At 73.7% G+C, this 15325-nt stretch carries 14 protein-coding genes; 4 read left to right on the forward strand and 10 right to left on the reverse strand.

The window, feature by feature from the left end; translation table 11 throughout:
• Nucleotides 1–17: 17 nt before the first annotated feature.
• The 3 genes from ACIPPM_RS16330 to ACIPPM_RS16340 all read right to left on the reverse strand — a co-directional run bounded on the left by ACIPPM_RS16330 (nt 18) and on the right by ACIPPM_RS16340 (nt 3097).
• Nucleotides 18–365 carry a hypothetical protein gene (locus tag ACIPPM_RS16330; protein WP_401447962.1) on the reverse strand — a complete coding sequence of 116 codons (348 nt, stop codon included), beginning with the start codon at nt 363–365 and terminating at the stop codon, nt 18–20.
• The gene (locus ACIPPM_RS16335) at nt 355–2076 is read right to left on the reverse strand and encodes a hypothetical protein (RefSeq protein WP_401447965.1); all 1722 of its coding nucleotides are present in this window, start codon (nt 2074–2076) and stop codon (nt 355–357) included. The genes ACIPPM_RS16330 and ACIPPM_RS16335 overlap by 11 nt, the downstream gene beginning before the upstream one ends.
• 79 nt (nt 2077–2155) lie before the next feature.
• On the reverse strand, nt 2156–3097 hold the full coding sequence (locus ACIPPM_RS16340; RefSeq protein ID WP_401447968.1) for a LysR family transcriptional regulator: 942 nt from the start codon (nt 3095–3097) through the stop codon (nt 2156–2158).
• A gap of 96 nt (nt 3098–3193) precedes the next feature.
• Between ACIPPM_RS16340 and ACIPPM_RS16345 the strand changes: the two genes are divergently transcribed.
• Entirely contained in the window at nt 3194–4600 is a 1407-nt protein-coding gene (locus ACIPPM_RS16345) for an MFS transporter (protein ID WP_401447970.1), read from the forward strand.
• Nucleotides 4601–4648: 48 nt separating this feature from the next.
• The gene (locus ACIPPM_RS16350) at nt 4649–5335 is read left to right on the forward strand and encodes a siderophore-interacting protein (protein ID WP_401447972.1); all 687 of its coding nucleotides are present in this window, start codon (nt 4649–4651) and stop codon (nt 5333–5335) included.
• 77 nt (nt 5336–5412) lie between these two features.
• Here the strand turns inward: ACIPPM_RS16350 and ACIPPM_RS16355 are convergent, their stop codons facing one another.
• The 4 genes from ACIPPM_RS16355 to ACIPPM_RS16370 all read right to left on the reverse strand — a co-directional run bounded on the left by ACIPPM_RS16355 (nt 5413) and on the right by ACIPPM_RS16370 (nt 9358).
• Nucleotides 5413–6402 (reverse strand): malate dehydrogenase, encoded by a 990-nt coding sequence (locus ACIPPM_RS16355; protein ID WP_135783754.1) that lies wholly within the window; start codon nt 6400–6402, stop codon nt 5413–5415.
• 328 nt (nt 6403–6730) lie between these two features.
• Nucleotides 6731–7723 carry a DUF2690 domain-containing protein gene (locus tag ACIPPM_RS16360; RefSeq protein WP_401447975.1) on the reverse strand — a complete coding sequence of 331 codons (993 nt, stop codon included), beginning with the start codon at nt 7721–7723 and terminating at the stop codon, nt 6731–6733.
• A gap of 299 nt (nt 7724–8022) precedes the next feature.
• Nucleotides 8023–8484, reverse strand: a complete 462-nt coding sequence (locus tag ACIPPM_RS16365; RefSeq protein WP_401447977.1) for a DUF3017 domain-containing protein — start codon at nt 8482–8484, stop codon at nt 8023–8025.
• A 19-nt stretch (nt 8485–8503) separates the two neighbouring features.
• A complete protein-coding gene (locus tag ACIPPM_RS16370) occupies nt 8504–9358 on the reverse strand; it encodes a bifunctional methylenetetrahydrofolate dehydrogenase/methenyltetrahydrofolate cyclohydrolase (RefSeq protein WP_393595810.1) in 855 nt (284 codons plus the stop codon).
• A 262-nt stretch (nt 9359–9620) separates the two neighbouring features.
• Here ACIPPM_RS16370 and ACIPPM_RS16375 point away from each other — a divergent pair, with 262 nt between their 5' ends.
• Complete coding sequence (locus ACIPPM_RS16375; RefSeq protein WP_393595812.1) at nt 9621–10337, forward strand: RDD family protein; 717 nt, start codon at nt 9621–9623, stop codon at nt 10335–10337.
• A 67-nt stretch (nt 10338–10404) separates the two neighbouring features.
• On the opposite strand, the gene purH is transcribed toward ACIPPM_RS16375, so the two are convergent.
• Together purH and purN are read right to left on the reverse strand one after the other, a co-directional pair.
• Nucleotides 10405–11976: a bifunctional phosphoribosylaminoimidazolecarboxamide formyltransferase/IMP cyclohydrolase gene (purH, locus tag ACIPPM_RS16380; RefSeq protein WP_401447981.1), complete on the reverse strand. Its 1572-nt coding sequence runs from the start codon at nt 11974–11976 to the stop codon at nt 10405–10407.
• Nucleotides 11973–12611: a phosphoribosylglycinamide formyltransferase gene (gene purN, locus ACIPPM_RS16385; RefSeq protein ID WP_401447983.1), complete on the reverse strand. Its 639-nt coding sequence runs from the start codon at nt 12609–12611 to the stop codon at nt 11973–11975. The genes purH and purN overlap by 4 nt, the downstream gene beginning before the upstream one ends.
• Before the next feature lie 281 nt (nt 12612–12892).
• On the opposite strand from purN, the gene ACIPPM_RS16390 reads away from it, so the two are divergent.
• Nucleotides 12893–13672, forward strand: a complete 780-nt coding sequence (locus ACIPPM_RS16390) for a hypothetical protein (protein WP_401447986.1) — start codon at nt 12893–12895, stop codon at nt 13670–13672.
• 15 nt (nt 13673–13687) lie between these two features.
• Here the strand turns inward: ACIPPM_RS16390 and ACIPPM_RS16395 are convergent, their stop codons facing one another.
• Complete coding sequence (locus ACIPPM_RS16395; RefSeq protein ID WP_401447989.1) at nt 13688–15295, reverse strand: DUF6350 family protein; 1608 nt, start codon at nt 15293–15295, stop codon at nt 13688–13690.
• Nucleotides 15296–15325: the final 30 nt, after the last annotated feature.

Raw genomic sequence — 15325 nt, forward strand, 5'->3', positions numbered from 1 at the left:
CCCTCCAGGTCTTCCGGTCACATTCCGAGCAGGCCCGCGACGGCGCCCGCCGAAGCGAGCACGCTCAGCAGGGCCTGCGAGTCGTCCAGCAGCTGCCGCAGGCGTTCCCGGCGGGTCGGACCCGCCTGGCCGGTGCGGGCGATCTCGGCCTCGGTCTCGGCGAGCGCCGCGTCCAGCGCCACCGTCTGCTCGGTGCCCCGCACCCGCTCCAGGTCGGCCCGCAACTCCCGTACCGCACGCAGGAGTTCCTGGTCGCCGGGGTCGCCCGAGCCGTGCTGGTGGCTCTCGGCGTGCGCGTGGCTGCCGATGGCGAAGGTGCTCCCCGACACGTCCCCGATGCGTACGTTCGGTTCCTCACCGGCCATTTCCGGCTCCCTTCTGCGGCGCGGGCGCGCTCATGGAGGTGGCGGAGGCGTGGCTGCCGACCGCGAAGGTGCTTCCCTCGACCCGGCCGATGTGCACGTCACCGTTGCGGATGTTGACGATCTTCCGGACGAACTCACCGGTCTGGTAACCGGATTCGGCGAGCGCGGACCGTACGCCGTCGGCCACCCGGTCCTGCACGCCGCGCAGATAGCGGGCCACGTCCATCTCCTGGAACAGCGAGCCGACGGGCGTGGAGCCCAGCTCGCGCACCGAGAGGGCGGGGCCGTCGGGCAGGGCGCCCGCGTAGCCGCCGGTCAGCAGCCGCCAGCCGAGCGTCAGGCCCCGGCCCAGCTGGGCGAACGCCCGGCCCGCCGAACCCGGTACCAGGACGAGGGCGGTGGCGGCCTTGCCAAGGGAGTTGTTGTGGCGGAACCGGTGGGCCATCCGGTCGGCGTCCTTGAAGTCCTCGCGCACCGGCGTCAGCACATGCGGGGCGATCTCCAGCATCAGCATGCCGCCCTGGGTGTGGACGCGGACGTACACCGTGACGACCAGCTCCTCGTCCCAGCCGCCGACCCGGACGCGCAGGAAGTGCCGCCGCTTCTCGGCACCCTCCTCCACCGCCCGCGCCCGGTGCTCCTCGAACGCCTCGGGGGTGTACGGCGCCTGGTCGCGGGTGCGCAGCCCCTCCGCCGGGAGGAACACGCACTCGTCGATCTCCAGTCGGCGCAGCCGGTCCCGGACGCCGGGGCCCGCGTACTCGGCCGGGACACGCAGCTGCTCCAGGCGGGGGCGGATCTTCTCCAGGATCGCCCGGTTGCTCAGCGGCTGCCGTTCCTTCGCCAGCTCGTCCGGCTTGAGTTCCACGGCAAGCACCCAGGTGTCGTACGCGTCCCCGGCGCCGCAGAACGGACGCGCCTCGTGGTACATGACCAGCGGGGCGTGCTGCTCCAGCCGGATGCGCTGCCGGAGCCGCTGGAAGCGGGGGCCGGGCGCCTGCTCGGCGGGGTCGGCGGTGGCGTCCGGGAAGCGCTGCGGGGAGAGTTCGGCGGCCAGGGCCCGGCTGAACTGGGTGCGCTGGGCGTGCACGCACAGCGCGATCAGCGCCAGCACCACGAGCGTGCACCACCCCTGCCAGACCTCGACGGCGGGGGTGAGCGAGTCGGAGAAGTCCTCGGGGCTGCCGTAGCCGTAGGGGTCGTAGGTCGGCTCGTCGGCCGCACCCCCGCCGAACGCGGCGAAGACGGTGATGACGAACAGCGTGGCGAACCACGCGCGCCCCCACCACCGCGCCAGGAAGGCGAAGACGGCGCGGTACAGCGGCGGGCGCGCGGCCCGTCCGCGCAGCCACGGGGCGAGCGCGAGCCAGATACTGGGCCACAGGTACAGCGCGAGCAGCCCGCCGCTGAGCACCGTGCCCACCAGCCACAGCCCCGCGATCACGCCCGCCCAGACCAGCTCCTGCCGCCGGGCGCGCAGCGCGTGCGCGAGCACCCGGGCCGCGTCGAAGCCGAACGAAGGGGCCACGATCCGCTGCTCGTTGAGGTGGAGTTCCTCGATGACGCGGTCCCGGTAGCCGGAGTCCAGATAGACACCCGCGCACAGCAGCCGGGTCGCCTCGCTCGCGTGGGGCGGGGTGGGCGGCGGCTCGACCGGCGCCCCCTCGGCCATGGGCCGCTTCGCCTGCGGCGGCACCTGAGCACTGCTCATGCCATCCCCCGATGCATGGAAGTCCTTGCGCCCACGACGAGATGTGGACGAGCGCCGAGCATAGAGGGGTGACAGGCGGTCAGGAAACCGCAATCCGCTCGGCCATCAACTCCTTCACCGTGGCACGCAGCCAGGCGTGCGCCGGGTCGGCGTCGTGCCGGGGGTGCCAGGCGAGCCCGACCTCCAGCGGCGGCAGCGGGAGCGGGATCGGGAAGGTCACCAGCCCGAGCGGCTCGGCCATGGGCCGACCGCCCCGGCTGACGATCCCGATCAGGTCGGTGTCCCGCACCACGAACAGCGAGGCCGGGTAGGTCCCGACGCTGCCGACCACCTGCCGCGCGAGCCCGAGCGCGGCGAGCGCGTCGTCGATCGGTCCGTGCAGCCGCCCCCGCCGGGACACGCTGAGATGCCCGGCCGCACCGGCGAACCGCTCCGGGGTCAACTCCCCTTCCAGCAGCGGGTGTCCGGCCCGTACGACGCCGAGCATCACGTCCTCGTACAGCGTCTCCACGCGCACCTCGGGGGCGGTGGTGTCGACCACGCCGATCTCCAGGTCGGCGGTGCCCTGGCGCAGGAAGGGGGCGTCGACCGGGCTCTCGGAGAGGAACCGCAGCCGGATGCCGGGCGCCTCGCGGGCGGTGCGGGTCAGCAGCGGGGCGCCGAGGGTGGCGGCGGTCGCGTCGTGGCCGAGGATCGTGAAGGTACGGGTCATGGTGCGCGGGTCGGTGTCCCGGCCGGGCGCGAACAGCGCGCGGGCCCGCTCGACCACCGCGCTCACCTCGGCCCGCACCGCCAGCGCGTGCGGGGTCGGCACCATCTGCCGCCCGGCGCGCACCAGTACGGGGTCGCCGAGCGCCTTGCGGATGCGGCCGAGGGTGCGGCTCATCGCGGGCTCCGACAGATGCAGCCGCCGGGCGGCATCCCGGACGCTCTGCTCCTCCAGGAGCACGTCGAGCGCGAGCAGCAGATTGAGGTCCACGCCCGCGAGCGGCGAGGCGTCTCCAGATTGCGCCACACGCAATCATCCCTTGCGAAGGTTGCACTGGAAAGCAGGTCGGACCCGACCCTACGGTGAAGGCACACCCCCGCACCACCCCGACCAGCTCCCGGAGGAGCCGTGCCCCCGCCTGCCCTGAAACGCTCGACGCTGCTCGTGCTGTGCGCCTGTGTCCTGGTCGCCCAGAGCATGGTCGCCGCGATCAACCTGCTGATCCCCCAGTTCATGGCGTCATCCCCGCACCCCTCGCACAGCCAGCTGCTGTGGATAGTGGACGCCTACGTCATCGCCTTCGCCGGACTCCTCGTCCCGGCCGGCGCCCTCGGCGACCGCTACGGCCGCAAGGGCGCCCTGCTCACCGGCCTCGCCCTGTTCGCCGCGGGCGCCGCGACCGGTGCCCTCGCCGGTGACCCGGCCGTCCTCATCGCGGGCCGGGCCATCTCCGGGGCCGGAGCCGCGCTGATCACCCCGGCCACGCTGTCCATCCTGATGCGGCTGTCCACGCCCGAGACCCGGGCCCGCGCGATGGGCGCCTGGACGCTGTCGCTCGGCCTGGGCGGCGGGGTCGGCAACCTGGCGGGCGGCTTCGCCGGGCAATACCTTTCCTGGCGGGCCCTGTTCGCCGTCATGGTGCCGCTCGCCGCACTGCTCGCCGCCGCCGTCGCCCGGACCACCCCGCGCACCCCGCGCACCCCCGGCACCGGCCTCGACCCACTGGGCACCCTGCTGCTCACCGGGGGCCTGGTCGCCGTGCTGTTCGGCATCATCGAGGGCCCCTCCTACGGCTGGACCTCCGCCCGCATCCTGGGCTCCTTCGCCGCCGGTGCCGTGCTGACCGGCGCCTTCACCGCGCACGCCCTGCGCTCCCCCGCCCCGCTCTTCGACCCGCGCGTCTTCGCCTCGGCCCGGCTGCGCGCCGCGTCCCTCGGCACGGCCACCGGTTTCTTCGGCCTGTTCGCGCTGTTCTTCGTCAACTCCCAGTACCTCCAGGAGGCGAAGGGCATGGGCGCCGCCCTGACCGGCCTGGCGATCCTGCCGCTGCCGGTCGGGATGGCCCTGTCCCAGCGGCTCGCCGGACGCTGGGCCCACCGTCCCCGCGCGCTCGTCGGCACCGGCCTCGCCCTGATCGGCCTCGGCCTGCTCGCCGCGTCGACCGCCGACGCGGACACCCCGTACGCGCTGTACGTGTGCTGGCTGCTGGTGGTCTCCGCCGGTACCGGCCTGTCGATGCCCGCGCTCACCGTGGGCGTGATCACCTCGCTCCCCGCGCATCAGGCCGGACTCGGCAGCGGCCTCGGCACCACGGCCCGCGAGACCGGTGCCGCGCTGGGCGTCGCCGTCACCGGCACCGTGCTCTCCGCGCACACCGGCCTGCTCGACGGCATGGGCCCGGCACTGCGCACGGTCGCCCTGGTGGTGCTCGCGGCGACCGCGCTGGTGGTCGCGGGCTGGGGCGGCCGGAACCGCACCCTCCGGGCCGCGAGCCCCGCCCCGGAGCGCGTAGCATCTCCCTCCCCCCACCGATGATCAACTCAGGTCCGGTAGAACCGAGTTGTCCACTTCTAGGAGCCGTGCATGCCCGGGCTGCTGAACCCCGTCCTCGATCTGCTGATGCTCCGGGGCACCGTGACCGCCGTGGAACGGTTCACCGCGCGGATGCGGCGCCTGCGGATCGAGGGCGACGCGCTGGCCGGGCTCGACGTGCTGCCCGGACAGCAGGTCCGGGTCCTGGTGGGCACCACGCTCACCCGGCGCACCTACTCGGTGTGGCGCTACGAGCCGTCCGGCGCCGTCGAGTTGTGCGTGCTGGACCACGCCGGGGACGGGCCCGGCGCCCGCTGGGCGCGCGAGGCCGCGGTCGGCGACGAGGTGCGCCTCGGCAAGCCGGAGGGCTCGTTCACGCTGCGCCCGGACGCCGCGCACCATGTGTTCGTCGGGGACGAGACGGCGTCCGTCGCGTTCGGCGCGATGCTCGCCGCGCTGCCCGCCGGGGCACGGGTCTCGGGCTGCGTCGAGACGGAGACGGCGGCCGACCGGCTCCCGCTGTCCCACTCGGGACGGCTCGACTGGGTGCTGCGCGGCGAGGTCCCGCTGCCCGAGGCGGTGGGCCGCCTGGCACCCGCGCCGGGCGGGATCGCGTACGTCGCCGGAGAGGCGCGCACCGTGCAGGCGGTACGGCATGTGCTGCGGGACGCGGGCTGGGACCGGCGCTCGGTGCTGACCAAGCCGTTCTGGGCGCCGGGCAAGCGCGGCCTGGAGTAGGCGGGGCGCAGTCGGGACACGGGAACGGGCCCCGTCCGGAAGACCGGAGGGGGCCCGTCACTCGTCGCGTGCGGGGCTCAGATGAGGCCGAGACCGCGGACCGCGTCGCGCTCCTCCGCGAGCTCCTGCACCGAGGCGTCGATGCGGGCGCGGGAGAACTCGTTGATGTCCAGGCCCTGGACGATCTCGTACTTGCCGTCCTTGGTGGTGACGGGGAAGGACGAGATCAGGCCCTCCGGGACGCCGTAGGAGCCGTCCGACGGGATGCCCATCGAGGTCCAGTCGCCCTCGGCGGTGCCGTTGACCCAGGTGTAGACGTGGTCGATGGCGGCGTTGGCGGCGGAGGCGGCCGACGAGGCACCGCGGGCCTCGATGATCGCGGCACCGCGCTTGGCGACGGTCGGGATGAAGTCGTCGGCCAGCCACTGCTCGTCGTTCACGACCTCGGCGGCGTTCTTGCCCGCGACCGTGGCGTGGAAGATGTCCGGGTACTGGGTGGCGGAGTGGTTGCCCCAGATCGTCAGGCGCTTGATCTCGGAGACCGGGGTGCCCGTCTTCTTCGCGAGCTGGGTCAGCGCGCGGTTGTGGTCGAGGCGGGTCATCGCGGTGAAGCGCTCGGCCGGTACGTCCGGGGCGGCGGCCTGCGCGATGAGCGCGTTGGTGTTGGCCGGGTTGCCGACGACGAGGACCTTGATGTCGTCCGCGGCGTTGTCGTTGATGGCCTTGCCCTGCGGCTTGAAGATGCCGCCGTTGGCCTCCAGGAGGTCACCGCGCTCCATGCCCTTGGTGCGGGGGCGGGCGCCGACGAGGAGGGCGACGTTGGTGCCGTCGAAGGCGACGTTCGGGTCGTCGGTGATGGTGATGCCGTTCAGCAGCGGGAACGCGCAGTCGTCCAGCTCCATGGCCGTGCCCTCGGCCGCCTTGAGCGCGGGGGTGATCTCCAGGAGGCGGAGGTTGACCGGCACGTCCGCGCCGAGCAGCTGGCCGGAGGCGATGCGGAAGAGCAGGGCGTAACCGATCTGGCCGGCCGCGCCGGTGACGGTGACGTTCACGGGAGTGCGGGTCATGGCGTTCTCCGTATGACAGCTGGCGGTGGGGCGTCGCTGCCCCGGGCGGATGATCGATCTCTTGGCGTCAAGAGAGATCAGCGGTCAGGCTATCGCGCATCCGGCATGCCGGACGTCCGGGGCCCTGTGGCCCGCCCCACAGCGCGACTTCGCGGGCCCGCCGCCCCGAACGGCGGCGGCGGCCGCCCGTCCGGGAGAGGAGGACGAAGGCGGCCGCCGGTGGGGGTTCCGGATCGCCGGACTCCCGTGGGGGGGTACTCATTCGCGTGCCCCGGTCCGGGCGTCCCATGCGTCCGATGCCGGAAAACTCCCACCGAAGGCCGCCCGCTCACTTCGTGCAGCCGGTCCGCCCGGACGCCAGGGTCACGCACGCCTCCGCCTCGCCCGCACCGCCCACGGCGACCATCGGCGTGTACGCGAAGTCGTCCCCGGCGGCGGTGCCGCCCCGCTGCTCCGTGCCGCCCGCCGTGACGCGCACCTGGTCGCCCTGGACGGCGCCGGTGATCCGGCCCCAGGCGGTGCCGCAGGTCCGGCTGTAGCGGACCTCCAGCGTGGCGGCGCCGACGACAGTGGTCCGGGCGGTGGTCACCAGGTCGCCGCCGCACCCCATGGCCTCGGCGTCCTTGCCGGTGCAGCCGGAGCCCACGCACCGCACACCGGGCGGCAGATCGGCGGCGCTCGTGGCGGACGGCGCGGGGGACCTGACCGCGTCCGGTTTCTCGCCCCCACCACCCCGGCCGGTGAGCAGGACGACGCCGCCGATGACGACGACCGCGGCGACGGCGCCCGCGAGGAAGAGCAGCACCCTGCGCCTGCCCGCACGGGGCTCGCCGGTCACCGGGCGCGGAGGCACGGCGTCCCGCGCGTCCCCCTCCCCCGCGCTCGGCCGGGTCGGGATCACCGGCGGAGCACCGGCCGTGCCCGTCCCCGCGGGTGCGGTCCGGACGCCGCCCGCCGCCTCCGCCTCGGCCCGCGCCCCGCCGAAGTCGCCCAGCTCGGCGCGGGCCTGGGTGATCCGGATCTGCTCCATGGTGCGGTCGTGCCGCATCTCCGCGCGGCTCCAGGCCCGTTCGGCCAGCTCCCACATGGTGGTGAGGTGGACCGGGCTGGTCCCGGTGACCTCGGCGAGCGCGACGACCGCCCCCTTGGGCGCGAGCAGCCGCCCGTTCAGATACCGCTCCCAGGACGTCTTGCTGTACCCGGTGCGGTCGGCCAGCGCGGCGACGCTCAGACCCCCCTGGTCCACAAGGCGTCGCAGCTGTCCGGTGAACTCCCCGATCTGCGGATCGAGATCGTCCGGCAGCGCTTTCCAACGAGCCATGGCTCCCCCCTGGTCACTCCCCTTGCGGCACCGCGACGCCTCCCCGCGTCACGCCACCGCCCCCGCTCCACGATGCCCGAGGGAGGGGCACCTTCGCGGCGAATCCGGCCAACTGCCCCTGTTCCGGCGCCGGTCGAGGCACGTTGTGGCAGGGCACGGACACGGTGGCGGAACGGTCACCTCCGTGCCACAGCGCACGGACAGGCGTTGCCCGGCGCACACGACGGCCGCCAGGGTGAAGTCCCGGTGACTCGCCCCCGATCGGGGGTGGGGGCGAGCCACCGGCCTTGTGCAGAGCCCTAGTTGGCCACCGTGAAGTGCAAGGTGTCCTTCAGGAACGGGAGTTGCAGCAGCGGCTGGGGCTGCGCCATCAAGGCCAGCAGCACGATGGCGAGGCCCAGCACCCCGTAGGTGACGATGTCCGTGAACCGGGAGCGGACGGCCAGCATGCCGACGCCGGGGAGCGTCCAGCGCAGGACGCCGCCCACCAGCAGCGCGGCGCCGATCAGCAGCAGGCCGACCCGGGTCACGTCGAGCGCGATCAGCAGCAGGCCGAGACCGGCCGAGGAGAGCACGACGAGGATGGGCCACTGCCGCGCGGGCGCCGGGGCGTCACCGGCCGCGGCCCGGCCGCCGCCCTCGGGGCGCGCGGTGTCCTTGGTGAACAGCGGGAAGCGCCGGGTCATGCGCCTGGTGCGCCCCTGCGCGTCGGGCGCGCTGATCGCGTCCCGCACCTGCGGCTCCCCGGAATCCTCCGCCACCTGCGGCTCCCCGGAATCCTCAGCCGACACGGCGCTCCGCCGCCTCCACGACGTTCACCAGCAGCTGGGCGCGGGTCATCGGGCCCACGCCACCGGGGTTCGGGGAGATCCACCCGGCGACCTCGGCGACGTCCGGGTGGACATCGCCGACGATCTTGCCCTCGGCGTTGCGGGAGACACCGACGTCCAGCACGGCCGCGCCCGGCTTGATGTCCTCGGCGCGGATCAGGTGCGGGGCACCGGCGGCCGAGACGACGATGTCGGCCCGCTTGAGGTGGTAGGCGAGGTCACGGGTGCCGGTGTGGCACTGGGTGACGGTGGCGTTCTCGCTGCGCCGGGTGAGCAGCAGCGGCATCGAGCGCCCGATGGTCACGCCACGGCCGACGACCACGACCTCGGCGCCCTTGGTCTCCACGCCGTACTGACGCAGCAGGGTGAGGACGCCGTTCGGGGTGCAGGGCAGCGGGGCGGGCTCGTTGAGGACCAGGCGGCCGAGGTTCATCGGGTGGAGGCCGTCGGCGTCCTTCTCCGGGTCCATCAGCTCCAGGATGCGGTTCTCGTCGATGCCCTTGGGCAGCGGGAGCTGGACGATGTAACCGGTGCAGTCGGGGTCCTCGTTCAGCTCGCGGACGACCGCCTCGATCTCCTCCTGCGTGGCCGTCGCGGGCAGCTCGCGCTGGATGGAGGCGATGCCGACCTGGGCGCAGTCGCGGTGCTTGCCCGCGACGTACTTCTGGCTACCGGGGTCCTCACCGACCAGGACGGTACCGAGGCCGGGCGTGATTCCCTTCTCCTTCAGCGCCGCCACGCGGGCGGTCAGATCGGACTTGATCGCTGCTGCGGTGGCCTTGCCATCGAGAATCTGGGCGGTCATGCCCCCATCCTCGCGGATGACCGGCCCCCGGTTCCAATCCGGTCCGCGTGGGCTCCGCCACCGTCGCGTCCCAGATGTCCGGCGATGATCGTTGATGTTGCACTTGCACAACACATCGGGAATGCGGCTGGACAAGGAGTTGCGGCTCCACAACGATGATCGGCGCATACATCGCGGTCCGGTGGGGGGCAAACCGCTCAGATCTTGACGTTCCTCCGTGCTGTCCGCGTCGTTCCCGCAGGTCCAACGGAGGAAACCAGCCATGAGTTTCGGCTCGCCCCAGAACCCCTACGGTCAGCCCCAGGACCCCCAGCAGAACTACGGCCAGCCGCAGCACCCCGGCTACCCGCAGGCCCCGCAGGGCGTCCCCCCGCAGTACGGCTACCCGCAGGGCGACGGCGCCCCGCCCCAGGGGTACGGCTACCCGCAGCAGCCCGGTTACGGATACCCGCAGCAGCCGGGCTTCGGCCAGCCGGGCGGCCCCGGCCCGCGCCAGGCGTCGATGGGCCGCCGCTTCGGCGCCCGCTCGATCGACTTCGCGATCATGTTCGTGGTCTACCTCATCGTGGTGGGCGGCGGCATCGCGAGCTTCGCCAGCTCGGCCCAGGACTGCGACCCGGCCTCGACGACGTACGAGACCTGCATGAACGACGCCAGCTCGGGGATGATGAGCAAGATCGTCCCGATCGCGCTCATGTTCGGCATAGCGACCCTGCTGTACGAGTGGCTGATGGTCGGCCTGGTCGGCGCGACCCTGGGCAAGCTGGCCGTCGGCATCCGCGTCCTGCGCGTCGACACCGGCCAGAAGCCCGGTCTGCTCAAGTCCTTCGTCCGCTGGATCATCCCGACCGCCGCGGGCTACGTCAGCTGCGGCCTCGGCCAGATCCTCGTCTACGTGTCCCCGTTCTGGGACAACTCGGGACGGCTGCAGGGCTGGCACGACAAGGCCGCGGGCACCGTGGTCGTGCACAAGAACTGACCCGCGTACGGCCGAGGGCCGTGTCCCACCCGGATCGGGTGCGGCACGGCCCTCGGCATGTGCCTGCTCAGTGGAAGAAGTGCCGCGTGCCCGTGAAGTACATCGTCACGCCCGCCTCCTTGGCGGCCTCCACGACCTGCTCGTCCCGGATCGAGCCGCCCGGCTGCACGATGGCGCGCACCCCGGCGTCGATCAGGATCTGCGGCCCGTCGGGGAAGGGGAAGAACGCGTCGGAGGCGGCGAAGGCACCCCGCGCCCGCTCCTCGCCCGCCCGCTCGACCGCCAGCTTGCAGGAGTCGACGCGGTTGACCTGGCCCATGCCGACGCCGACCGAGGCGCCGTCCTTGGCGAGCAGGATGGCGTTGGACTTCACCGCACGGCACGCCCGCCAGGCGAACGCCAGCTCGGCCAGCTCGGCCTCGGAGAGCGCGTCACCGCTGGCCAGCGTCCAGTTGGCCGGGTCGTCGCCGTCGGCCTGGAGCCGGTCGGCCTCCTGGACCAGCACCCCGCCGTCGACCGGCTTGATCTCGACGGTGGCGGCCGGACCCTGCGGCGCCTTCAGCACCCGGATGTTCTTCTTCCGGGCGAGGGCCTCCAGCGCGCCCTCCTCGTAGTCCGGCGCCACGATGACCTCGGTGAAGATCTCCGCGACCTGCTCGGCCAGCTCCTTGCTGACCGGCCGGTTCACCGCGATGACCCCGCCGAACGCGGACAGCGGGTCGCAGGCGTGCGCCTTGCGGTGCGCCTCGGCCACGTCCGCGCCGACCGCGATGCCGCACGGGTTGGCGTGCTTGATGATCGCCACACAGGGCTCGTCGTGGTCGTACGCGGCACGGCGGGCGGCGTCCGTGTCCGTGTAGTTGTTGTACGACATCTCCTTGCCGTGCAGCTGTTCCGCCTGCGCGAGGCCGTTCGCGCCCGGCTCGACGTACAGCGCGGCGGGCTGGTGCGGGTTCTCGCCGTAGCGCAGGGTGTGCGCGCGGTCCCAGGTGCCGCCGAGGAAGTCGGGGAACGGGGAGTCGTCCACCGGGGCGTACTCGGTGGCGAACCAGTCGGCCACGGCCACGTCGTAGGCGGCGGTGTGCCGGAACGCCTCGGCGGCGAGCCGCTTGCGGGCGGCGAGGTCGAAGCCGCCCTCCTGCGCCGCGGCGAGGACGTCGGCGTACCGCTCGGGGCTGGTGACCACGGCGACCGAGGGGTGGTTCTTCGCGGCGGCGCGGACCATGGACGGGCCGCCGATGTCGATCTGCTCCACGCACTCGTCGGGCGAGGCGCCGGAGGCGACGGTCTCCCGGAACGGGTACAGGTTGACCACGACCAGGTCGAACGGCGTGACGCCCAGCTCGTCCAGCTGCGCGCGGTGGCTGTCCAGACGCAGGTCGGCGAGGATGCCCGCGTGCACCTTGGGGTGCAGGGTCTTGACCCGGCCGTCCAGGCACTCGGGGAAGCCTGTCAGCTCCTCGACCTTCGTGACAGGGACGCCCGCGGCGGCGATACGGGCCGCGGTGGAGCCGGTGGAGACCAGCTCCACCCCGGCCTCGTGCAGCCCGCGCGCGAGGTCTTCCAGGCCGGTCTTGTCGTAGACGCTGACGAGCGCCCGGCGAATGGGCCGCTTGGTGCTCTCGGCGGTGGCGGTCACGGGATAACTACCTTTCGTCCCTCAATGCGATGGCCGTTGCGGGCGAGCCGCCCCACGACCTCGACGAGCAGCCTTCGCTCGACGTCCTTGATGCGCTCGTGCAGCGCGCTCTCGTCGTCCTCGTCCCGGATCTCCACCGCGCCCTGCGCGATGACCGGCCCGGTGTCGACGCCGTCGTCGACGAAGTGGACGGTGCAGCCGGTGACCTTGGCGCCGTACGCGAGCGCGTCCCGTACGCCGTGGGCCCCCGGAAAGCTCGGCAGCAGGGCCGGGTGGGTGTTGACGAACCGCCCGCCGAACCTGGCCAGGAACTCCTTGCCGACGATCTTCATGAACCCGGCCGAGATCACCAGGTCCGGTTCGTGGGCGGCGACCGCCCCGGCGAGGGCCGCGTCCCACTCCTCGCGGGTCGCGTGGTCCTTCACCCGGCACACGAAGGTAGGCAGCCCGGCGCGCTCGGCGCGGGCCAGCCCCTCGATGCCGTCACGGTCGGCCCCCACGGCGACGATCCGCGCGCCGTACGCCTCGGCTCCGACGCGCTCGATCTCGTCCAGCAGGGCCTGGAGGTTGGTGCCGGAACCGGAGACCAGCACGACGAGTCGCCGGACCGCTGGACCGGCGGAGGTGGCGGCCACGATGGGGCCCTTTCTCGGGACGGCGATGTGTCCGGCCGGCGTTCGCAGGGCTCTTTGTAGGGTTCTACGAATGCTTCGCGTCCCGCCATACGGGGAAGTCTACGAAGCGCCCGGCCGCCAGCAACGATACCGGCACTCCGGACGGCCCCCACGGGACGGGTGCGTGGCCGGAAGGTAGCGTTCGGGGGGAGCCGGCTCGGGAACGCGGTCGCCGTGCGGCGCGTTCACGGGATGACAGCTCACGTCGGACTTTGATTCACCTAGGGGAAGACGCTCCTTTGATGCCCGATCGCAGCCCGCGACTCCTCACGTTCCCGCCGCTGCCCGGCCAGGAGGGCGAGCGTGGCGGTTTCCTGCTGCGGGAGCGGCCGACCTCGCCGCCCCAGGCGCCGCCCGGCGGCCGCGGCGACGACGACCGGGGCGGTGACCGCAAGGACGACAATCCGTACGCGCCCCCGCCCGAGGACCGCCCCGACCAGCCGTGGCGCCCGCGTCACCCCGAGGGCCACGAAGGTCACGAGGGCCGGCAGGGCTCCGGGGACGCCCGCTGGGGCAGCCAGTGGAGCGACCGCCAGCCCGGCCGCGCCCCCGGCGGCTTCGGCGAGCGCCCCGGCGCGGGCCCGGAGGGCCAGGGCGGCGGTGGCCGGAGCAAGCAGCGCTGGGACCCCACCGACCCGGCCCAGCGCCGCGCGCGGTACGCGCTGCTGTCCGGCATGTGGGCCGTCTTCTTCGTCCTCCTCGGCTGGCCGTACGTCTCCCTCCTGCTGGGCGCCCTCGCCCTCTACTGGGGCGGCAGCTCCCTGCGGGCCAAGCCCCGCACCCCCGCCCCCGACGAGCCCGCCGCTCCCCAGGGCGTCCGCCCCCAGACCACGGCGGCGATCGCCGGGATGGTCACCGCCGCCCTCGCCCTCGTCCTGGTCGGCGCGGTCTTCACCGTCCAGCTGGTCTACCGCGACTACTACACGTGCGTGAACGACGCCCTGACCCAGCAGTCGAAGCAGTCCTGCGACCAGATGCTGCCGGAGCACCTGCGGGGCGTGCTGGGGTCGGCGAACTCGTAGGCTGCCCGGCCGGGCTCAGCCGGCGGGGTCCGGGGTGTCCTCGGGGGCTTCCGGGGTTCCGGACGGGGTCAGGGCCTCGGCGGGCCCGGAGTCGCGGGGTGCCGCCTCGGGGGCATCGGGGGATTGCTGCGGCAAGGTGCCGGCCGGTTCCGCCTCCGGGGTCTTCGGGGTGCGCGGCGGGGGCGGGTCGTCGGTGTCGCGGGGGTCCGACTCCAGGAAGTCGTACAGCTCGTCCTTCTCGGGCTCCGGCGTGGGCTCGGCGGGGCTCGGAGTCTGCGCCGCCCGGGACGCCTTCGCAGGGGTCGGCTTCCGCGCGGGGCGATGCCTTCGGGGTGGCAGCACGCCCGTGCTGCGGAGGGTGTGCAGGCGCCAGGCTCGGGCCGCGAGGGTCACCGGAGTGCCCAGGAGGAGGAGCCAGAGCGCGGCCGCCGGGCCGGTCTGCCGGCCGTAGGGGCCGAAGCGGGAGAGGGCGGAGCCGCCCAGGGGCCCGCCGGACAGCTCGGCGAGCAGGGTGAGGGCGACGGCGCCGACCAGGGCGGCGAGTGCCAGTACGCCCATGCTCCGCCACGCCGACCAGTGCAGCCACGGCCGGGCCGGGGTCACGGCCGCCGACGCCACGAACCAGCCCGCGGTCACCCCGGCCGCGATCGGCACCAGGGCGACCGCCCAGTTCAGCGGGGTGCCGGGGCCCGCGTCGGGCACGGCCGCGAGCAGCGGGAACGGGGGCAGCAGCGGGGCCGGGTCCGAGGCGAGGGGGTGCACCATGTGCCCGGCGCCGAGCGCGAAGCCGGGGCCGAGGGCGTAGGAGGCCGACCACACCGCCGCGTTGGGGATCAGCGTGAGGGTGAGCAGCAGCACCGTGAACCGTCCGGTCCAGCCCTCCGTCAGCTGGGTGAAGGCCAGCCGGGCGGTGTCCCCGTGCCAGACCAGGGATGCGCCGAGCAGCAGGGCCCCGCCCCCGGTGAGCACGGCCGTGGCCGCTCCGGCCGCGCGGGCCGCCGTACCGAGCGCGTCCACGCGTACCCAGTGCGGCAGGCGGGACGACAGGGGCGGGTTCGGCCGTCCGCGGCCCGTCCAGACACCGACCCCCGCGGCGCCGCCGACGAGCAGCGGCAGACAGACCGTCACCCAGAGCCACTCGGGGCGGGGTTCACCCCCGTAGGCGTACAGCGTGGCCGCGGCAGCCACGGCGAGGTAGCCGAGGACGACACCCGTCCACGCCGTGCGCGCGGGAACCGGCGGCGGGCCGTCGGGTTCGTCGGACGCGTCCGTGGCGTCCCGCGCCGCCCGATACACCAGCCACACGGGCAGGGCGAGCAGCAGCAGCGGGGTCAGCCCGACCGGCTGGGGCGCCCCGGAGAGCGTGTCGGCGCGGACGAGTTCGACCCCGTGGGCCAGCAGCCACAGCGCGCCCGCGACATGCAGCGCGCCGCCGGGCCCGCTGTCCGGGTAGGGCGAACTGACCCACAGCACCATCACCAGCGCCGCGCACGCGCCGAGCCCGAGCCCGGCCGCGAGCGCTCCGCCCGCCAGCGCGGGCCCGAGGCCGGGTGAACGGTCGCGCATCCGGGACCGCAGGGACGACGACATGCGACGGAGTGTCAGCTGCATCACGCCCGCCATGCTCCCAACGACACGCGCTTTCCCCGCGTA

The sequence above is a fragment of the Streptomyces sp. NPDC090119 genome (assembly GCF_044747085.1).
In the GTDB taxonomy this organism is placed as follows: Bacteria; Actinomycetota; Actinomycetes; order Streptomycetales; family Streptomycetaceae; genus Streptomyces.